The organism is Haliscomenobacter sp. (assembly GCF_041740695.1).
In the GTDB taxonomy this organism is placed as follows: Bacteria; Bacteroidota; Bacteroidia; order Chitinophagales; family Saprospiraceae; genus Haliscomenobacter.
This window is the reverse complement of sequence record NZ_JBGSLK010000103.1, coordinates 1-18,171: the sequence shown is the minus strand read 5'-3', so window position 1 is coordinate 18,171 and position 18,171 is coordinate 1. Positions and strand designations below refer to the sequence as shown.

Annotated in this window: 21 protein-coding genes; 8 read left to right on the top strand and 13 right to left on the bottom strand. The window is 47.6% G+C overall.

Translation table 11 applies throughout. The features are described from left to right. Window positions 1–135: 135 nt before the first annotated feature. Window positions 136–714, bottom strand: a complete 579-nt coding sequence (locus ACEW9O_RS20555; RefSeq protein ID WP_373552079.1) for a hypothetical protein — start codon at window positions 712–714, stop codon at window positions 136–138. A gap of 138 nt (window positions 715–852) precedes the next feature. Between ACEW9O_RS20555 and ACEW9O_RS20550 the strand changes: the two genes are divergently transcribed. After that, window positions 853–1,188: a hypothetical protein gene (locus ACEW9O_RS20550; protein WP_373552078.1), complete on the top strand. Its 336-nt coding sequence runs from the start codon at window positions 853–855 to the stop codon at window positions 1,186–1,188. A gap of 247 nt (window positions 1,189–1,435) precedes the next feature. Here ACEW9O_RS20550 and ACEW9O_RS20545 read toward each other — a convergent pair whose 3' ends face one another. Both ACEW9O_RS20545 and ACEW9O_RS20540 read right to left on the bottom strand, forming a co-directional pair. Further along, on the bottom strand, window positions 1,436–2,041 hold the full coding sequence (locus tag ACEW9O_RS20545; protein WP_373552077.1) for a hypothetical protein: 606 nt from the start codon (window positions 2,039–2,041) through the stop codon (window positions 1,436–1,438). A gap of 87 nt (window positions 2,042–2,128) precedes the next feature. Continuing rightward, entirely contained in the window at window positions 2,129–3,694 is a 1,566-nt protein-coding gene (locus ACEW9O_RS20540; protein ID WP_373552076.1) for a hypothetical protein, read from the bottom strand. 244 nt (window positions 3,695–3,938) lie between these two features. Between ACEW9O_RS20540 and msrA the strand changes: the two genes are divergently transcribed. Further along, complete coding sequence (msrA, locus tag ACEW9O_RS20535; RefSeq protein WP_373552075.1) at window positions 3,939–4,622, top strand: peptide-methionine (S)-S-oxide reductase MsrA; 684 nt, start codon at window positions 3,939–3,941, stop codon at window positions 4,620–4,622. Between the two features lie 115 nt (window positions 4,623–4,737). Here the strand turns inward: msrA and ACEW9O_RS20530 are convergent, their stop codons facing one another. The 6 genes from ACEW9O_RS20530 to ACEW9O_RS20505 form a co-directional block, all read right to left on the bottom strand. Further along, entirely contained in the window at window positions 4,738–6,918 is a 2,181-nt protein-coding gene (locus tag ACEW9O_RS20530) for a molybdopterin cofactor-binding domain-containing protein (protein ID WP_373552074.1), read from the bottom strand. A 4-nt stretch (window positions 6,919–6,922) separates the two neighbouring features. Further along, window positions 6,923–7,393: a (2Fe-2S)-binding protein gene (locus ACEW9O_RS20525; protein ID WP_373552073.1), complete on the bottom strand. Its 471-nt coding sequence runs from the start codon at window positions 7,391–7,393 to the stop codon at window positions 6,923–6,925. 22 nt (window positions 7,394–7,415) lie between these two features. Continuing rightward, the gene (locus tag ACEW9O_RS20520; protein WP_373552072.1) at window positions 7,416–8,006 is read right to left on the bottom strand and encodes a hypothetical protein; all 591 of its coding nucleotides are present in this window, start codon (window positions 8,004–8,006) and stop codon (window positions 7,416–7,418) included. Window positions 8,007–8,085: 79 nt separating this feature from the next. Beyond that, window positions 8,086–8,646, bottom strand: a complete 561-nt coding sequence (locus ACEW9O_RS20515) for a TetR/AcrR family transcriptional regulator (RefSeq protein WP_373552071.1) — start codon at window positions 8,644–8,646, stop codon at window positions 8,086–8,088. A gap of 86 nt (window positions 8,647–8,732) precedes the next feature. Then, entirely contained in the window at window positions 8,733–9,185 is a 453-nt protein-coding gene (locus ACEW9O_RS20510) for a helix-turn-helix domain-containing protein (RefSeq protein ID WP_373552070.1), read from the bottom strand. A gap of 82 nt (window positions 9,186–9,267) precedes the next feature. Continuing rightward, window positions 9,268–10,137, bottom strand: a complete 870-nt coding sequence (locus ACEW9O_RS20505) for a tetratricopeptide repeat protein (protein WP_373552069.1) — start codon at window positions 10,135–10,137, stop codon at window positions 9,268–9,270. Between the two features lie 155 nt (window positions 10,138–10,292). Here ACEW9O_RS20505 and ACEW9O_RS20500 point away from each other — a divergent pair, with 155 nt between their 5' ends. Both ACEW9O_RS20500 and ACEW9O_RS20495 read left to right on the top strand, forming a co-directional pair. Next, window positions 10,293–11,516, top strand: a complete 1,224-nt coding sequence (locus ACEW9O_RS20500) for a geranylgeranyl reductase family protein (RefSeq protein ID WP_373552068.1) — start codon at window positions 10,293–10,295, stop codon at window positions 11,514–11,516. Window positions 11,517–11,551: 35 nt separating this feature from the next. Continuing rightward, the gene (locus tag ACEW9O_RS20495) at window positions 11,552–12,055 is read left to right on the top strand and encodes a GNAT family N-acetyltransferase (protein WP_373552067.1); all 504 of its coding nucleotides are present in this window, start codon (window positions 11,552–11,554) and stop codon (window positions 12,053–12,055) included. A gap of 74 nt (window positions 12,056–12,129) precedes the next feature. Here the strand turns inward: ACEW9O_RS20495 and ACEW9O_RS20490 are convergent, their stop codons facing one another. Continuing rightward, window positions 12,130–12,864 (bottom strand): SH3 domain-containing protein, encoded by a 735-nt coding sequence (locus ACEW9O_RS20490; protein ID WP_373552066.1) that lies wholly within the window; start codon window positions 12,862–12,864, stop codon window positions 12,130–12,132. A gap of 122 nt (window positions 12,865–12,986) precedes the next feature. Between ACEW9O_RS20490 and ACEW9O_RS20485 the strand changes: the two genes are divergently transcribed. The 4 genes from ACEW9O_RS20485 (at window position 12,987) to ACEW9O_RS20470 (ending at window position 15,464) form a co-directional block, all read left to right on the top strand. After that, window positions 12,987–13,163, top strand: a complete 177-nt coding sequence (locus ACEW9O_RS20485) for a hypothetical protein (RefSeq protein WP_373552065.1) — start codon at window positions 12,987–12,989, stop codon at window positions 13,161–13,163. Window positions 13,164–13,269: 106 nt separating this feature from the next. Continuing rightward, entirely contained in the window at window positions 13,270–13,644 is a 375-nt protein-coding gene (locus ACEW9O_RS20480; protein ID WP_373552064.1) for a hypothetical protein, read from the top strand. Window positions 13,645–13,793: 149 nt separating this feature from the next. Next, window positions 13,794–14,843, top strand: coding sequence for a methyltransferase (locus tag ACEW9O_RS20475; RefSeq protein WP_373552063.1), 1,050 nt, complete (start codon window positions 13,794–13,796; stop codon window positions 14,841–14,843). 72 nt (window positions 14,844–14,915) lie between these two features. After that, on the top strand, window positions 14,916–15,464 hold the full coding sequence (locus tag ACEW9O_RS20470; RefSeq protein ID WP_373552062.1) for a hypothetical protein: 549 nt from the start codon (window positions 14,916–14,918) through the stop codon (window positions 15,462–15,464). Window positions 15,465–15,470: 6 nt separating this feature from the next. Here the strand turns inward: ACEW9O_RS20470 and ACEW9O_RS20465 are convergent, their stop codons facing one another. The 3 genes from ACEW9O_RS20465 to ACEW9O_RS20455 form a co-directional block, all read right to left on the bottom strand. Next, entirely contained in the window at window positions 15,471–16,091 is a 621-nt protein-coding gene (locus tag ACEW9O_RS20465) for a flavin reductase family protein (RefSeq protein ID WP_373552061.1), read from the bottom strand. A gap of 115 nt (window positions 16,092–16,206) precedes the next feature. After that, the gene (locus ACEW9O_RS20460; protein ID WP_373552060.1) at window positions 16,207–17,055 is read right to left on the bottom strand and encodes an HAD-IIA family hydrolase; all 849 of its coding nucleotides are present in this window, start codon (window positions 17,053–17,055) and stop codon (window positions 16,207–16,209) included. 5 nt (window positions 17,056–17,060) lie between these two features. Beyond that, window positions 17,061–18,170 carry a hypothetical protein gene (locus ACEW9O_RS20455; protein ID WP_373552059.1) on the bottom strand — a complete coding sequence of 370 codons (1,110 nt, stop codon included), beginning with the start codon at window positions 18,168–18,170 and terminating at the stop codon, window positions 17,061–17,063. Window position 18,171 lies beyond the last annotated feature (1 nt).

The following is an 18,171-nucleotide window of genomic DNA, read 5'->3' as shown; positions in this document are numbered from 1 at the left end:
AAGAACTTATAACTTCCCATTGGGAATCAGTGATGTTGGTTGGGTACATATTTGCAAATTTTCTCCAACCAAATTACCGCTGATTCCTTTTTTCTCATTCCTCACATCTGTAAAATCTTAAATTTTTACAGGCTCTTAATCAAGGCTTTTGTTGCCAGGGGGTAAAACCAACCTGTACCAATATGGTTTGGCACTTGCCTCACTCGGCAAAGGGCGTCGTAGATTTTCGGGCAGTAAAGCATAATTGCCAATTAATGTGGTTTGTGCAGCCATTACAGTTGCCAAGTCTCCTTCCATAATGAAAATCAGCGTGAGATTATTCCTCGCTAACCACTTTTGACTATAGCCTCGGGCGGCGAAGGTATCTCCAGTTGTACCATATCGATATACTTCGCCTGCGTTAAGGTAGAATTTTCCGGACGGAGAATGAGCACACTGAAAATAACCATTGGTACTGGCCACCAACATGTATAAGCGGTGTCTTTCCGTCTTTTCTTGCTTTCGCAAAATTGCCCTCTCCCATTTTTCAGACAAACGATAAGTCCCATCCTCTTGCAGAGTAACCGCCTCTTCCCAAGTCTTTGGAATAGCCATGAATATCCCAAATCCTACTAAGGAAATGATCATAATGTACCATAAATTTCCCCTACGAGGGTTTTGCTTCGGGGCAGGAGTGTTGCCCTTACTTTGGTATTTTTTTGCCACAGTATTCATAGTCCAAATTTTGACCTATCTCAAAAAGGATGTGGTAATGAGTTAATAAAGTGCTTAATTTGTCGATCAGTTCCTATGCTGATGCAAAGATAGGATGATTGAATTAAAATTCCAATGGTTAGATAAAATTTCCAAGCAATGCCGAAAAATATAGACCCTGATCAAATGATTTACCTGCGCGTGAAAGGGCTATTAAAAACGCTAGCTATCAATCAAAAAGACTTGTCCACGCAGTTGGGACTGGCTCAGGGAGTGGTTAGTTTGGCACTTAGCGGTGGGAATGCAAGGACGTTCAGAAGAATCACCGACCTTCTAGTGCAAGAATACGGCATCGATCCCCAACAAATCTTCGGAGAAACGGAGCATGGAAATAAAATAATGACTCAACTGGAAGCCATTCAAGCAGAACTGGCCGAATTAAGATCAGAGATCAAGGAATTAAAAGGCCTTATTCAGCCAAAGCCACGGACTTAGTATAATTGTTACTGCCCAAATGAACCGACCAGCGGCATTAGCCGCCAAACGTCGATAGATCCAAGCGAACGAAGGTGAATTCTGAGGTGCTTTAGCACCGAAACAGCAGCAAAGTTCCGGTGCTAAAGCACCTTAAATGCCCCGTATGGCCTAAATGCTACAGACGTTTGGCGGCTAACGCCGCTGGTCGTGAGCGTAGCATAGTGCAATGTATATCACCACTTTTTGTCTGAACCACTCACCTAAACTACCCAAGATAATACTCCTTAAAATACCCAACTTCAGCTTGCTCACGAAACTGGGTGTGAACAAACAATTCAATGTTGGCTCTGGTAAGTATTTTCCCAAAACCGGCGTCGATCAATCTGAGTCCTTCTTCCGTCTGTACGATATTTTTGAACATCCACTCCTGGTCACCTCGGGTGTAGAAATTAGTTGGACGCATTAAATCACCGTGGACAAAGTGATTTTCGTGCAGTTCTTTGAGTTTTGCTTCAAACTGCTGCATCATTTCATTTCTTATGGCGTGGTCAAAGTGGTGGATGGGCAAGGGATACAAACGTTCCATTACCAACATATCGTGCTCTTTTCCTTCTGTAGTCTGCCAACGGTCTTTTCGGATGAATTTGGGCATCAAATCGTTGATGGAATTGGCATAGATTAACGCAGCGACCTCGTCCTCAAAAGTGGGTTGCTCGTTTAAAAAATCCACAGGCTCGCCAGTATTGGCATCTACGAACTGCAAATGGTTTGGCAGCATAACTTTGCCGATCTCAGTAGGGGAGAGAGCAATGATCAGCGTGTTGCTTGAATGCTCAAGAATGTGTGGAAAAGGTGGATTTGAATCGGGCATTTTTCCCAAATTTTCTTCAAGATACAATGGCACCTTGATATTTTTTAATGAACGCAATTGCCGAACAATTCTTTGGATGCCAGATGTTCACCCCCCCAGCGTCACCCGTACCACCGCTCCCGGCTTCACCCTCAACCTACAATACGAATAAACCCGTCCCGACTGGTCTTTGCCTTGTCGACACGCCTTTTTCACCCCATTTACCCACACCTGTTGGTGTATCCCCGGGAAGCCAGCTTGCCAGTTTAGCGGGGCATCTCCTGCTTGCAAGCGAAGGGTAGAGGTGTGGGACGCTTCCTGTTTGAGGGCTACCAGCGACTGGCCGATGCGGATGTTTTCCAGGCTAAGGTAGCCGATTTCTGCGGGCAAGTGCGACAGGGTGCTCAGTGCATGCGCACTGGCCTGTGGTGTGAGCCCCAACAAGTCGACTACCGTGTTGCGAATCAGGACGTACGAAACCTCGGGATAATCTCCATTTCGGCCCGTTGCCGATTGGTAGCTGTGTTGCTGGTTTAGGCGGGTGATGATGTGCTTCATCCATTTCCAGGCGGTTTCATTCTGTTGGTGCAGGAAAAAAGTTTCGGGAATGTAGCTGATGGCTTCGATGTTGTCGGGAATATCGTCTTTGGATTCCAGGCGTTGGTTGATGAAATCGAGGTACAATTGGGTGCGCGCTACATTGCCCTCGGTTAAGCCCTTCATGGGCATGAACCAGGAGTTCTCTTTGCCCCAGCCATCCACTGCTTTCCCATCTGCGGTGTAGCCGCGATTGTAGGTATTGGTGTTGTTGGTGCCCCAGTTTTGGTTGAAAAAAACCTTCAGGTCTGCGGCTTTTTTTGCAAATTGTTTGGCCAATTTGGCTTCACCCCGCAGGGCCGCCATTTGAGCATAGGCCTCAAAAGCTTTGAATTGACAAGCGATTCCATCGCCCGATTCGATCAAGGGAGCATCCTGGGCTTCGTTGTAGGAGGCAGCACCCTGAAAAATGCCCTTGCCAGTACCCTCGGCAATGCCATTGGGCAATTGTTGGTCGTGCAGCGCAATAAATTCGGTCACCGCTTTGGAACAGTACTGCCAAATCACTTCATCTTTCAGGTAGCGCTCGTCGCCAGTCCACAAATACAATTCATACGCTTTTTCGACCAGTTCAAACGTTGCGGGCACCTCCCGTACAAAGTTGTCATTGCCGCGGTAATCCAGCAGGAATGGCGCGCCATTAAAGTTGATGGCCCACAATGGAAACCATTTTTTGCCCGCATCAGCTGAAGCTGCAAAAGCTTTCAGCATCGTAAAATTCTCCTCCTGTAGCCCCAGCAAATGGGCACCGATGAGTTGGTGACAAAAATCGCGGGAATAAAACGCCGACCTTTTGGGGTAACCCGCCCAATAGGTCGGCAGATACTGGACATCCCCTGATCCTGCACCCCTTTCCCAAGCATCGAGGGGGCCGGTTTTTCCGGTTTGTACATAAAACCGGGCCTTTTCTTTGGCCCAATTGAAAGCATCAACCAATTCCTGCTGGGATGATTGGATGGCCAGATCTGGCTGAAGAATGGGCTGTTGACGGGTGTTCTTGTCGATGTTTTGACCAAAAATGTTCGGGGAAACCCCTAGAATGAACGTCAGACAACAGAGCAAATAGGCCTTATTCATACTTTTGCGATTGAAGGAACTGATAGCAGCAAGTTTTGTCAGACAAGATAAAAAACCTTAGCACCGCAGCGGGAAAATGATGGGAAATTGTAAGGTTTTAAATTGTCGACCCAACGCAATGGCAGACGTACATGCCCCTTCATGCCGCATAAATCACCCGCCCTTCAACCATTTCAACCTGTGCCCTGTTACCCTTAAACCGCTGATTGACTCAGCCACTAACTTTCACTCAAACCAACAATCAATGAAAACGATCCATATTTTGCTCCCCTTCACAATCCTCCTGAGTCTAGGCTCATGCGGACAGCAAAAAGGGTACACAACATCTACTTCGCCAGCGGCACGCGCAGCTGCCAAAATCCCCCCGGCTGAATTGGCCAAATACCATACAGCCGTTTTTGCAGCGGGCTGTTTTTGGTGTGAAGAAGCGGTATTCGAAAGCATCAATGGGGTAGCCGAAGTCATTTCCGGCTATGCAGGTGGCACCACTAAAAATCCGACCTATGAACAATCCAATACGGGCTTAACCGGCCATGCAGAAGCGGTTGAAGTGTATTACGACACTACCGTGATCGATTACAAAACTTTGCTCAGGGTGTATTTTGCCTCGGGAGACTTGACCCAGGTGAATGGCCAGGGTCCAGACATGGGATCACAATACCGCTCCATTATTTTTTACAAAAACCCGGTAGAAAAAGCCATGGTGGAAGATTATATCGCAACGCTCAACGCCTCAAAAAAATACAAGCGCCCCATTTCTGTAGAGGTTACTGCATTTACCAAATTTTGGGTAGCTGAAGACTACCACCAGGACTATGTGCAGCACAATCCTGGAAGCTCCTATGTGCAGTATGAGTCCATTCCAAGGTTGAAGCGAGCGCAGGCTCAATTGGGTGATGTACTCAAACCGGGGCTAGGGCAGCATTGATTCGGTTTTAAACAGCTTCCACCAATTTATACTATACCTTTTATTCCGTGGAAATGTCGTGTAGAGACGCACGGCCGTGCGTCTCTACAGTGCTGGAACCTACCTTTGATTCAAATTACCCCTCATTCAACCTAAACGGCAAAGACCGCAACGCCTTTCCCCTCAAATCCAGCAAAGCCCCGGCAATGGCTGGTGCAACCGGGCCCAGGGGTGGTTCGCCAATACCAAAAGGCTCGGGTGCATTTTCCAGGATCACCACCTGAATTTCAGGCACGTCATTCAAGGTTGCCAGGGGATACTCGTGGTAATTGCTTGCCGAGATTTTGCCATCGGCGATGGTGATTTCTTCGTACAAAGCTGCGCTGATGCCCATCATGATTGCGCCTTCCACCTGTTGGTGAATCCCGCCGGGATTGATGGCGATGCCACAATCTACCACTTCGGTCACTTTTAACACTTTGATGGCACCATCCACAATTGAAACCTCGATGGCAGCGGCAGCGATGGTTTTGCGGTCGTTACAAATGGCGACGCTGCGGCCAACCCCGGGTTTGCGCTCAGCGGCCCAATCGGCTTTGTCTTTCAGCACTTCCAGCACCTTGCTCATGCGTTGGTTGATTTCATCGCCTCCTTTGAGCAGTTTTAGCCGCATTTCGATTGGGTCCTGTTTGGTGTGGTAGGCCAACTCGTTCATGAACGACTCGATGGCAAAGGTGTTGGCAAAAATACCCACCGAGCGCCAAATGCCGGAAGGGTAGGGGACTTCCACATTCCAAATGGAAGTTGAGCGGTTTTTGACGGGGTATAAAATGCTTGCACCGTGGCCTGCTGAAAGCCAGTCTGCACCAACCATAGAAAGGGCAAAATTGCCGCCCAGGTCTTTCATGACCATGTCGGGTGTGGCTTGGTCGTGAGAGATGGCCTCAAGTCCTCCTTGCTCATTAAATACTGCTTTCAGCACGTGGTGGGTATTGGGTCGGTACACTGAATTTTGAAACTCTTGCTCACGGGTAGGGATCAGTTTGATGGGGGCACCCACAATTTTGCTGATCCTGGCGGCTTGGGCGGCGTTGTTGCGGCCCATTTTTCGACCAAAACCACCACCAAGGTAAGGCGCCTGCACATCCACCTTGTCCTTCTTTATCCCCAATGCGCTAGCGAGTTGTCCTTGAATCATACCTGGGGCTTGGGTGCCGATAACGATACTTGCCTCGTTATTTTCAACATGAGCAAGTGTGCCGTAAGTTTCCATTTGGGCATGCGCCGCCATAGGGGTGCGGTAGGCCTGTTCAAAAACCTTGGCTTTGCTATTGGAAAGGATGGATCGGGCACTGCCTTTGTCCTGGACGTTGACCCGTTTGCCTTTGCCAACTGTGACCAGTTCGATGATTTCTTTTTGTTGCCAGGCTTTGGGTATGTCCCATTCGACTTTGATCTTGCGCACCGCCATTTCGGCGGCATACCGATTGGTCGCAACCACGGCAACCAGATCCTCCTCCTGGATCACTTTCACTACGTCGGGCATTTTGGCCGCTTCGCTCGTGTCGATGCTTTTGATTTTGCCATTCAAATAAGGGCATTCCAGAGTGATGGCGTGGAGGAGGCCATTGCGTTCATGGTCGATGGTGTACAAAGCCGTGCCCATGACTTTTTCCTGCAAGTCAATCCTTTTAACGGTTTTGCCGACGTATTTGAACGCAGATGCAGGCTTTAATTTCGGGGTCTTGGGCGTTTTCCATTCCGTGGTGCTTGCTGCAATTTCAGCGTAGGTCATGGTTTTGTCCCCACTACTCAACACTCCGTCTTTTGCCGTGACGCTGCTCAGGGCTACCCCCCATTGCTCAGCAGCGGCAGTTTTGAGCATTTCGCGCATGGTAGCGGCTACCTCCCGCACTGGAATGTACAAGGACAGCGTAGAATTGCTCCCACCCGTGCCCAGGCTATCAATGATGCCACTGCCGGTGCTGGCATGTTCTACTTTGATGCGTTCCAGGGGGATTTCCAGCTCCTCGGCAGCCAGCATTGCCAGACCCGTAATCACGTTTTGGCCCATTTCTATTTTGGGCGATTTGAACAAAATGGAATTGTCACTGAGTACTTGAAACCAAAAATCGGGCTTCATGGAAGAGATGACGGCTGGAAAGTCCATGCCTTCCACCGTTTGGGCCAAATAACGTCGGGTAGGCGAGCAGCCCAGGTAACCTGCTACAATGGAACCACCGAGCACAACGGCAGTGCGGCGCAGGAATTTACGCCGGGAAAAGGGTTTTTTATTTGAATTGGCTTTAGCGCTCATGGTGTCAGATTTTGGATGCTTGTTGAATGGCCGCCGCTCTTTTGATGGCTTTGATGATGCGGGGATGGGTGCCGCAGCGGCAAATGTTGCTGATGTTGCTTTTGATGTCTTCGTCGCTGGGATTGGGAATCTCCTGGATGAGTTTGGCTGCCGCCATCATAAAACCCGGTTGGCAATACCCGCATTGGGGGACCTCTTCTTCGATCCAGGCCTGCTGGATGGGGTGAATCTGAGTCTCGGTAGACAAACCCTCCAGCGTGGTCACCTCCTTACCTGCGGCATACTGCACGGGCAGCGCACAAGAACGGTACACCTCGCCATCGACATGCAGGGTACAGGCACCACACATGGCTCTGCCACAGCCAAATTTGGTGGCTTTGAGCTGCAATTCATCACGAACGACCCAAAGCAAGGGCATTTCGGGGTCAACATCTACGCTGACGGGTTTTTTATTGATGCTAAAATCTATTTTCATGACCAGTAGTATGAATTTTGAATTATTGAGGAACGTGTGCGCCATTGTTCAACCACTCGTTTAGAGCTGCCCGAAATTCAGGGAGGGCAACGGGTGGAGGGGTCCGACCAGGCCCAGGATTCCAGGCCCACAGCACCAGGGAGTCTTGGCCCATGTGTTTGACCAGGTCTTGTGGGCTGCGGCCTCCGTTTTTATTTTTATCCACCAGGGCTTTGCCCAGTTGAAGATCACTTAAACCCTGCCAACCCATCGAGCGAGGAGCCAGGCCCCAATGCGGTGCCCCGGGAACGTTGGCATAAAGGTTGTTCTCTTGGTGATGGCAGGTTTCACATTTTTGGACCAGACCGCCGTGGTCGGCTTTCCCCCGGCTGACACCCATGCGGTGGAGGTGCTGATCGTCGCCCTGACTTGGAACATCTCCAGAAGGGTGGCAATTCATACACCGTGGACTTTTTAGCACTTTGAGGATGCTTTGGAAGGCAGCTAGCGACTTTTCCTTGTCCCCAACTGGAACTACCCTCGGTACGGCTTGCTGTTCAGCGATGAGGGAGTGGGAGCCCAATACCCAAAGGCTGGTGATTAAAAGGGCACTGGCCAAGAGTTTTGTAGACATGGTTGATCGTTTAATGGGTGAATTAGGAATAGGTTAATGATATGGAGTGACTGATCACTCTATTTAAAGGCAAAAAAACTTACGTGATCATCCCCCACAGCATCTCAAAGGTGTCTTCGATCAGGATTTTTTGATCAACAGTAGAGAGTTTAGCGTTGACCAAATATTGATGCAAGCCGTAAATATGATTGAAAAACAGACTGAAGATAAAATCCGTAGGCCTTGGCTGGATGATTTTAGCAGCAATCCCTTCTTCAATCAGGTCGAGGTCTGGTTTCATCTGTCGGTACATTTCTTCCGCGGACAAACGTGAAAGAAAAGGCGAAGTATGAAACTGTTGGATAAACCTGAATTCCGTACTATGCTCCACCGCCCAAAACATCACTTGTAAATAGCGATTTTTGAGCTTGGCTTTAATTGTAGTTTCCGGCAACACATTTTCGATTAAATGCTGTGCCAAGCGGGTCTTGGTATCGATGTAGAGGGCAATGATCAGGTCTTCTTTGGTCTTGAAATAATGGAACAAGGTGCCATTGGCTACCCCGGCCTCTTGAGCAATTTTACTGGTCGGTGTACCATGAAATCCGTATTCAACAAAAAGCTTGAGCGCTGCCGCTAATATTTCTTTTACCTTATCCATCAAAAACTAGATTGACTAATCACTCTACAAAGATATATGGATTTTATTTTTTTCCAAAGCCGTTGGGAAAAAATATGCGATGGTACTTATTTCAGACAACTCATTCGATATCCCTTTGGTGTCAAACCTACAAATTTCAAGAAACAATTGCTGAAATGGCTTTGGTCATAAAAGCCACTTTCCAGGGCGATTTGCACCAGAGATAAATCGGTCAGCATCAGTTTTTTGGCAGTTTCGATGCGCAGGGCGATCAAGTAATTGATGGGTGATAGGCCGGTGTATTGTTTAAATTGACGCAGGAGCTTGAACTTGTCGTACTTGAAGCGTTTGCACAACTCATCCAGGCAGATTTTATCTTTTAAATGCTCGTCGAGGTAAACTTTGATTTGTTCAAAAATGTCGTGAGCTTCTTCGTTTACAATGCTTCGCTCAGATGCTAATAGTTTTGCATTCGGGTGATAAAAAGTCGCTTGTTTGATTGGCTCGCCTACAAACAAGCGACTTTGCCGAATTTGTACCGTGGATAAACGTTGCTCCATAAACACTGATTTTGAGCTAATCTAGTACATCCAGTTGGTGTATGAGGTAGCGAAACCAGCGATTAACAGGCGTTTAACTTCCTTATTGAATCATTAACAATTTTTTGTACTTGTTGCGGGTTTCTTCCACGCTGGGGTCCAATTTAAGGGCCTGTTCAAAAAAAGCCAAAGCGCGTTCCTTGTTGCCATTTTTTAAATAGCCGTCGCCCAAACTGTCGAAAACATTGGCAGAATTGGGATGTAAAGCTGCATTGATCCGGAAAACCGTAAGGGCAGCTTTTGGGTGGCCACTGTTCAACCAATAATAAGCCGCCGCATTGAGCTCACTTTCCCCCGAAATTTTGTGCCGGACTTGATTGGCCAAACCCAAGTAATTGATGTTTTCATCAGCCAACAATCCTTCTTTAAGCCATTTGTTGAGGTAGGTATAGCTTTGGTAATTGGGGGTGTAGGATTCCTTGCGCAGGATTTTCAGTAGATCCCGCTCCAGACTTTCCACGGGCGATTCATTGATTCGGTTGAGTTCTACGCCGTTTTCGTAAACGATAAAGGTCGGAACCCTGAAAACCTGTAGTCCCAGGTCTTCCCGGCCCGGACTTTGTTTGTAGGTGCTGTCGGCGTTGTCCACACCGATGAGGGTGATTTTTTGGGCAGGAAAATTGAGTTGATTTAAAATCTTCATCATGCGTGGCAACTCCCTTTTGCTGTCCCCGCACCAGCTCCCAAAAACGATTTTGATGCTTATGGAAGTTGTGTTTTGTTGTTTAAGTTGGGCTTCAATAGCCGGGTTGGGCGTGTAATTTTGATGGCCAGGATTGTACCAATTGGAATAAGGCACTTGTTGCAAGGCATTGACGCCAACTACACCCAGCAATTTTGGATCAGGAGTACTTTGGGCAAAAGTAATAGCAGCCAGCAGGCAAAAAAGAGTGGGCAGAAAAATGGTTTTCATGTTTGTCGGATTAAAGATGGAGGCACTTGGGCGCAGGGCTCCTGCATTCCAAATACCTTAGTGAATGAATAAATACTGGGCACAAATATTCATGCCCACCATCCGGGAAGTCTTGGAAAATATTGCAAAATTTCCTAACAAATAGTTAATCCAAAATGGGGAGAACCGAAATTGAGCGCTATTTTAGCGAGCAATTCAAGTCAATGACCAAAGACCAAGCCACTCCACCCCACTACGACGTCATCATCATCGGCGCTGGCCCGGCAGGTGCCACTTGTGCTTTACAACTGCGCCACTCCGACTTGAAGGTACTCTTAATTGACAAAGCCACTTTCCCCCGCTCCAAAACCTGCGGCGATGCCATCACTGGGCGCTCCATCAAGACCTTGTTTCGCTGTTGCCCGGAGTTGGTGGAGCAGTTTCGCACATTTTCCTATAAGACCGAGATCAAACATACCCGCCTGAACATCAACCGCCAGAAGCCCATCGACATCCATTGGGTCAACGAAGCCTATTGTTGTCGGAGGGCCGATTTTGACCAGGCGCTGCTACAAGGAGTCCGCCAATATGCACCGAATGTGCAGATTTTAGAGGGGTTTCAAATAGATGACATTGTTCAAGACAATACCCTTCCAGGAAGATACATGGTCGGTAATTCCAGTCAGCAACGCTATTTCAACACCCAATTCCTAGTAGGAAGCGATGGCACTCAATCCATTGTGAGCAAAAAACTGACCGACACCCGGCTGGAGCAAAATCACCACGCTGGCGCCGTACGTGCTTATTTTAGTGGAGTCAAGGGTTTGCACCTGAACCGCACCGAAGTGTTTGTTTTGCCTGAATTTATGCCTGGTTATTTTTGGGTTTTCCCCTTATCGGAAGATACTGCCAATGTGGGTTTTGGGATGTTGACGCGCAGCATTGCCGGGCAAAAAGTCAATTTAAAAGATTCCTTTTACGCCTTCATTCAGGCCTCTGCTGAACTCAAGGGTCGTTTTGACGAAAGCACTCAAGTGGGTAAACTGGAGGGTTTTGGCCTGGCTTTGGGTTCGCGACGCGTTCCCATGTCTGGCGATCATTTCCTGTTGATTGGCGACGCCGCCTCGCTGATCGATCCTGCCTCTGGAGAAGGCATCAGCAATGCCATCGTGAGTGGGAAAGTGGCTGCGGAAACGATTGTGGCGGCTTTTAAAGCGCAGGACTTTAGCGCCGATTTTGTAAAAAGTTACGAAAAGCAATTGTTCAAAATTATTGGAAAGGAGTTACGCGTCAGTACCATTTTGCTACGCAGTTTTCTTTTTGCACCAGGATTACTGGACGCGGGCGCTTATTTGATGGTGAATCCATTTTTTAAACGTTTGGCTAAAAAGTTGATGTAAATTTGAACCCTCAGTCCCTTAAAACCCTAACTTCCATGATTGAAACCTATCGACTCCGCATTCAGCCGCTCAGCTACGACCAACTGCTGAAATACATCCAAAATGACCAGTCGCTCGAAAGAGAACTTCAATTGAATGATAGCACGCGAAACATTTCCCCTGAGCTTAAGGAAGCCCTGGAACAAACCATCCTGCCCAATGTAGCCCGGTCCGGCCACAATTATTTGTACTCCACCCTTTGGACGATTATTGACCTGGCGAAAAATCAAATGGTGGCTGATTTGTGTTTTGTCGGGGAGCCTGATCAGAATGGCCAAATCGAAATAGGTTTCGGAACTTATGAACAGCATCAGGGCCACGGATACATGACCGAAGCGGTAGGCGGAATGGTCAAATGGGCACAAACCCAGCCGGAGGTCAAATGTATCTATGCCGAGACGGCGGAGGACAATTTTGCCTCCATGTCTGTTTTACAGAAGAATGGCTTTGTGCAGTTGAGCAAGGTGGATGGGATGTGTAGCTGGAGATTGGAGTGGTAATATTGTAAACAATAAAGTGCACTTCTTTTCAATTTTAAACTTTGAAAAGAAGTGCACCATCATTTCACTGAAAATCAATCCGCGTGCTGCATCAACAAATGCACAATACCCGCTTTGACCGATACTTCCATCGCCCACAATTCATCCCCACTCAACAGGGAGATCACACCTTTACTAATTGTTGATTTGATGTTTTCAGCATCCTCCATCCACATCGCCTTGCCAATCAGGTAAGCCTCTTCGATGGTCATCTCTTTATTGAACTTGATGGTGTAAGCAGAGCCACCTTCACCCATGTCGGCTTCTACCTCCGCGCCGTTGGTATAGGCCACTTTGTAGCGGTCATAACGGGTTTCGCCTTTGGGCAGATTTACCTTAGCTCCTTTACGCGGAGAGTGCATTTGTAGGTAGCGCTCCTGGATGGTGCCTGCATCCGCATCGTCGGCATTGGGATCGTCGCCATTGGGCAGGCTGCCGGGTGTTTTGTATTTTGAAAGGTAACCATCGAATACAAAACCTGTTTTGCCATCGGCAGTTTTCACTTTCACCCAAAATCCCTTGATGGTGAATCCCGTGAAAACCGTTACCGAATGCGGCGTTTTTTTGAGGCCTTCGGCTTGCACGGTTACCAGTGAACCATACTCTACAGTTAGGATTTTTTTACCGGTTGGTGCGGCAGTTTCGCGCAGGATTAGCCCACTAGCGGCGTGTACCGTTAATTTATCTCCTGCAACGTAGCTGCCGATGGCAAAGGCAAAAGATGGTAGCAAGAGCAGGGTGAAGAGGGAAAAAAGCGCATTGTTTTTCATGTGTTCAATAAGGTTGATTAGGTTGGCAATGGATGTTTACCGGAAATCGATGCTTTGGGTAAAGCAAGCGCATAAAATTACACGCTTTTTGGCTATTTTGGAACGAATTAAACACCATCACCATGCTCGAATTGATTCCTATTCAACAGACCCTTGCCGAAAACCAGGAACTTGCCGAAAAGCCAGAATGTCTGGAAATCCTTACGATGACTATTGACCACTACAAAATCATCGGATTTGTTCCACCCTGGATAGGGTTTAACAAGAAGCAGTTAAACTATATGCTGCCAATTGTCTAACCCCTTGACTTTGAATAATTTTTCACGTATTTTTAAGCTTGGTTAGTTGCTGCGATACTGCAACTTCTCTTTTATCATCTGCTTTATATAACTCAAAAACACACCTATGAATCCATTCTTGCGTTTTTTGATTCTTGCCCTGCTGCTTTCTCCCTTAAGCCTGATGGCACAAAGCCCAGTAGGCTCCTGGAAATTGCCAGTTCCCGATGGAAATGGCAATATGGTTGACCTGAAAGTAGAGATCTCGGATCAGGGAACCTACACCATCAATGTTGGAGACGACCCCACTACTGCAACCAAAGGAAAGTATACAATGGATGGGTCAAAAATGACCATTCAAGACTTAGAAGGTGCCGATTGCACCGGAGTGGGAGTGTATACCATCAAAGTGGAAGGCGACACCATGACCATGACCAAAGTAAGTGATGCTTGCACCGATCGCAGTGGACCTGAAGGTGTGATGGTGTTGAAAAAGGCGTAATTTTTTTATCATTGAATAAATGGCAGGCCAGCTGAATCCTCAGCTGGCCTGTTTATTTTTTAGCCAAATGCTAAATCAACACTCAGCTGGCTCTTCTTTTCGTAAATCTTGCATTTCAAACTTCCTTACCCATAAAATTCCCAATCACTATGCAAATTGGAGCCATCGCCCAAAACCCACTCGAATGGATTGCCATCCAGGCCAAGCTGCTGCCCATGCCCTTGTTGTATTCCCATTTTGGGTTCATGATGAGTAAATTTTTATTGGAGGCTGTAGATGTAGGGATTTTCGAAACCATTGGCAATGACCAAAAAACACTTGCTGAAATTGCCCAGACTTGTGGTGGATTGAATGAAAAAGCCCTCAAAGGCACACTTGGTGTATTGGCTTCGATGGGCCAAATTGATCAGCGAAATGGTCAATTTAGCCTGACTTCAGAGGCTAAAAAATATTTACTCAAAGACAGCCCAGATAGCGTATTCTGGATGATGTTGTTCGACAATCGGGTATGTATGGATTGGATGAACTACTTCCCGGAATTTTTGCGCACGGGCAAGGGTTTGCAATACCACGATACTTTTAACAGTGAAGAATGGTATTTGTATCAAAATGCCATGGAGTCTGCCTCAAATGGTGTTGCAAAAGAGGCCATCAAAAAATTGCCCATCGCTGCACAGGCCACCAAAATGTTGGATATTGGAGGTTCTCATGGTTTGTACAGCGTTGGCATGTGTAAAAAAGCACCGAAACTACAATCTACCATTCTCGATTTACCTGCAGCTGTAGAAAAGGCTCGCCCGATTCTGGCCAAATACGGTATGGGTGAGCGGATCAGCTACCGGCCAGGCAATATTTTGACTGATGACATCGGCGTAGCACAGTACGATTACATCCTCATGGCCAATGTAGCACATCATTTTACCGCTGAAGAAAACCAGTTGATTGCCCAAAAAGCCCATGCTGCCCTCAAGCCCGGTGGGACCTTTACCATCCTGGAATTTGTGCGGCAGGAGACCATCAAAAAAAATGGTGACATGCTAGGTGCCCTAGGCGATCTGTTTTTCTTGTTGAGTAGCACAACCGGACTTTGGAGTCAAACCGAAATTGAAAACTGGCTGGCTGAACCGGGCTTTGCGAGTACAAAAACGGTTGATTTTTTTAAGTTGCCGGGTTTTAAGGGGATTTCAGGGAAAAAATAGACTGACAAAAAACAGGGTTTCTTTAGTCTAAATGTCAGTGCATCAAACCTTGGGTTGTCGTTTTTTTACAGCATGAAAAATGTCACACTGTACTTGTTGTTGCTGGCTTGTGTTGGCCTTTGTAGGGGTCAAAAAGTCGAAGAAAACACATTCAATGTCGGGTTTGAACTGGACGCGCTCCCTTACCTTACGGGTGGCTATTTTATTGCTGGCTGGGTTGGCCAAGACCGCTGGCGTTGCCGAATATTGACCGCCAATGTCAACAAACCGGACTGGAGCACGCCTGAAGGTTTCACCAAGCACCACATCTCAGCCTACGCTGCGGTAATTGACGTTTTTTTGAAACCCGGCTGGCGTGGTTGGTGGATTGGCGCGGGACCTGTTTATTGGCGGAGCCGCATCCAAAGCGATGCTCGCATCCAAACGGCCCATTTTAACAACTTTCTCCTGAATGGGAGCTTGGGTTACAACCTGAAATTGGGCAAGCAGTTTTACCTCTCACCTTGGGCAGGTTTGAGCATGCGAATTGCTGGGGACCAAGATGTTCCCGTAGACCAGCAGTTGTTCACCTTGCCCCTGTTTAACCCCGAAGCTTCGCTGAAACTGGGTATTTATTTTTAAAAGTGATTAAACCCGCGCATACGGTAAACGCTCAATCAGCTCTGCCCGATGGTAACTATCCAAACCACTTACTGCCACCGTGCCTGCTCCGTGTAGGTCTAGGTTGCCTTTTTCATCCAAACAATTGTCCGGCAAAATCAACTCCAACACCTTGCCAATGATTAAGATGGTATTGTTAGCCTTGATGTGGTATTCTTCCACATACTCAAGTCCCATTTTGATGCTTGACTCCGCCACGTAAGGTGCGGGGATGCCTTCGTGCCATTCGGGCGTTAGGCCAACCGCAGCAAATTCAGAAACCCCATCGGGATAACTGGCCGAAGTTTGGTGTGCCGCCTGGACGATGTTCTCCTGCACGTGATTGAGGGTGAAAAACCGGGAATGCTGGATGTTTTGATAGGTATGCCGGGTTGTTTTTAAATCGCCGTCTACTGGGCGGGTTACGATACCAATCAAAGGTGGCGCCGAACCAATGTGGACGGCAGAGGAAAAAATGGCCAGATTGGGTACACCATCGGCGCCAACACTTCCCACCAGATTGCCACTTTTGAAGCCAGTGATGGCATTGATCAAGGTCAAACGAGGAATCCGGGGAAGTTTTTCAATGTCGGGTAGTGAAAGGATCATAGTTGTGTTGCCTTAGGTCTTGAATGTATAGCAAACCATGCTTGTTTGAAACGGAGATAGGAACAATGAAATTCGCTATTTGTTCTCGTTCCTTAGCCTGAACGGGTGATGCGTTTTATCCTACAATCGACTCACAAATGTAATCCGGAATGATCCCCGTAGAGCGGATGTTCATTTCCATCTCACTGGGGCTGGTATTGCCGCTGAGTACCAATGCGGTTTTGATGCCGAATTTATTTCCCCCCAGAATATCCGTATGCAAGGTATCGCCGACCATGAGGATTTCCTCCTTGTTGTACTCGCTGTAGCGATTGATGTCTTCAAAAGCGAAGTTGAACATCTGGGTGTCGGGCTTGCCGAAGTGGATGAATTTTTTGTTGATGATGCTTTCCACCAATTTGGCGATGCCACCCGTAGCGATCGACACGTTGTTGTGGGAAACCGGGTACAGGTTATCCGAATTGGCCACAATGATGGGCATGTTTTTTTTGCGGATGAGGTTGACCGTTCGATTGATGTCGAAGTTCCAGTCGAAGCCCTCATCGTCCAGAAAGACCATGGCTTTGATGTCTTCGAGGTCGTGTTTGTCCAGGTCGGCGATGGCGACACTCTCCAGGTTGGCCTGCATGATGTAGTGGGCGGCGTTGGCAGTGCCCAGGTAAGCTACTTTTCCCCCTTTGATTTTGAGTTGCAGGTATTGTTTGGCCATCATGCCTGAGGTAACAATCTTTTCCGCAGGAATACCTTTTAAACCCAAGCGCAAAAAGGATTCAGCCTGTTGATCCTGGCTGCGGGAAGCATCATTGGTGAGAATGCGAAATTCAATACCCCGCGCCTGAATAAAATCCAGGGTTTCCTGCACCCCTTCGATGAGTCCCTGGTAATTTTTCAATACCCCATAGGAATCCAAAAAAACGGCCTTGAAGCCAGAAACCACGTCCAAAAACGAATCCTTTTGTTCCATACCACCTACAATTTTAAAGCCTTGAGTAACTTGTCGGCATCGAAGCCTTTTTCAATAGAGGGAAAATGCACATCGAAAGCCTCCTTATGCAATTTGATTGAATAGTTTTGGGCAAAAAAATACGTGCCATAATCGACGACGTAATGCAACAAAAAGAAGCGGTAGACCTCTTTCAAACTGCGGATTTCGGTTTCGGTCAGGGGATAATGGGCGTGGTATGACTTCAGGAACAGCAAAAAACGCTCTTCCATCAGTGGCCCAATGTTGTAAGAAAAAACGGTACGATCGCCTACATCAGAGGCGACCCGACTGAAAAAATAAAAGTCCAACATACGATTGCTGATGCGGAACCAGTCGTAATCCCAGCGCGAAAATAATCGAAAAGTGGAACTTACCGAAAAATTGCCAATGTTCCAGTCTACAAAAACCGGGATACGATCCAGGCGGTGTAGGCGCAACTTGTCTTCGTTTTCGTAAAAAAGATCACATTGCCGCTTGAGTTCTTCTTTGTCGACATGTGCCCCTAGGTGGCTATTTTTTCGCCCCAATGCCTCCATTAAATGATCTATATCGGTATGTAAAGTTTTGGAAGAATTGGGCAAGGTATTGCGGATGCTGTGGCAGGTTTTGTGGAATTGCGCAAACTCCCGGCCAAGTTTGGTGATGTGCTCTTCTTCGAGGCGGCGGGGTAGGCGGGTTTTGATGCGCACCGCCCGGTAAAACACCACCCATACATCAATGTCATCGTGGATGTAGCGGTGTACAAAGAGGCTGGTGCCCTTGATGAGGGAACGCGCCAGCAGGTTTTCAAAAGGTGCTGGCAGGTTATTGGCCAATACGTTGATGATGCGATGGTCTTCCACAAAATGCTCGTAACGCCCAAAGTAAGACAACTTGGCGATTACAAAACTTTTGTCTGTAAACGTGACCTTGTAAACATGGTTGGTAGAGACCCTGGCACTGATGTCGGTGGTGGATTCAATTTGGCGCGAGGGGTCGTAGGCGGTCCAGGCGTAGCGGATGATGGCGTGGTAATCGGGCTGCATGAAGTTGAGGAGTTGAGAGGTTGAGGAGTTGAGTGATCGGTCGCTGAGCGGAGCCGAAGCGATGATCACT

What these genes read in the sequence shown, in the direction of transcription:
- ACEW9O_RS20510 (WP_373552070.1), bottom strand. Translation starts at nt 9,185, where the DNA reads ATGGAGCAACGTTTATCCACGGTACAAATTCGGCAAAGTCGCTTGTTT.
- ACEW9O_RS20515 (WP_373552071.1), bottom strand. Translation starts at nt 8,646, where the DNA reads ATGGATAAGGTAAAAGAAATATTAGCGGCAGCGCTCAAGCTTTTTGTT.
- ACEW9O_RS20480 (WP_373552064.1), top strand. Translation starts at nt 13,270, where the DNA reads ATGAATCCATTCTTGCGTTTTTTGATTCTTGCCCTGCTGCTTTCTCCC.
- ACEW9O_RS20530 (WP_373552074.1), bottom strand. Translation starts at nt 6,918, where the DNA reads ATGAGCGCTAAAGCCAATTCAAATAAAAAACCCTTTTCCCGGCGTAAA.
- msrA (WP_373552075.1), top strand. Translation starts at nt 3,939, where the DNA reads ATGAAAACGATCCATATTTTGCTCCCCTTCACAATCCTCCTGAGTCTA.
- ACEW9O_RS20470 (WP_373552062.1), top strand. Translation starts at nt 14,916, where the DNA reads ATGAAAAATGTCACACTGTACTTGTTGTTGCTGGCTTGTGTTGGCCTT.
- ACEW9O_RS20545 (WP_373552077.1), bottom strand. Translation starts at nt 2,041, where the DNA reads ATGCCCGATTCAAATCCACCTTTTCCACACATTCTTGAGCATTCAAGC.
- ACEW9O_RS20525 (WP_373552073.1), bottom strand. Translation starts at nt 7,393, where the DNA reads ATGAAAATAGATTTTAGCATCAATAAAAAACCCGTCAGCGTAGATGTT.
- ACEW9O_RS20540 (WP_373552076.1), bottom strand. Translation starts at nt 3,694, where the DNA reads ATGAATAAGGCCTATTTGCTCTGTTGTCTGACGTTCATTCTAGGGGTT.
- ACEW9O_RS20505 (WP_373552069.1), bottom strand. Translation starts at nt 10,137, where the DNA reads ATGAAAACCATTTTTCTGCCCACTCTTTTTTGCCTGCTGGCTGCTATT.
- ACEW9O_RS20500 (WP_373552068.1), top strand. Translation starts at nt 10,293, where the DNA reads ATGGGGAGAACCGAAATTGAGCGCTATTTTAGCGAGCAATTCAAGTCA.
- ACEW9O_RS20485 (WP_373552065.1), top strand. Translation starts at nt 12,987, where the DNA reads ATGCTCGAATTGATTCCTATTCAACAGACCCTTGCCGAAAACCAGGAA.
- ACEW9O_RS20460 (WP_373552060.1), bottom strand. Translation starts at nt 17,055, where the DNA reads ATGGAACAAAAGGATTCGTTTTTGGACGTGGTTTCTGGCTTCAAGGCC.
- ACEW9O_RS20520 (WP_373552072.1), bottom strand. Translation starts at nt 8,006, where the DNA reads ATGTCTACAAAACTCTTGGCCAGTGCCCTTTTAATCACCAGCCTTTGG.
- ACEW9O_RS20550 (WP_373552078.1), top strand. Translation starts at nt 853, where the DNA reads ATGCCGAAAAATATAGACCCTGATCAAATGATTTACCTGCGCGTGAAA.
- ACEW9O_RS20495 (WP_373552067.1), top strand. Translation starts at nt 11,552, where the DNA reads ATGATTGAAACCTATCGACTCCGCATTCAGCCGCTCAGCTACGACCAA.
- ACEW9O_RS20475 (WP_373552063.1), top strand. Translation starts at nt 13,794, where the DNA reads ATGCAAATTGGAGCCATCGCCCAAAACCCACTCGAATGGATTGCCATC.
- ACEW9O_RS20465 (WP_373552061.1), bottom strand. Translation starts at nt 16,091, where the DNA reads ATGATCCTTTCACTACCCGACATTGAAAAACTTCCCCGGATTCCTCGT.
- ACEW9O_RS20555 (WP_373552079.1), bottom strand. Translation starts at nt 714, where the DNA reads ATGAATACTGTGGCAAAAAAATACCAAAGTAAGGGCAACACTCCTGCC.
- ACEW9O_RS20490 (WP_373552066.1), bottom strand. Translation starts at nt 12,864, where the DNA reads ATGAAAAACAATGCGCTTTTTTCCCTCTTCACCCTGCTCTTGCTACCA.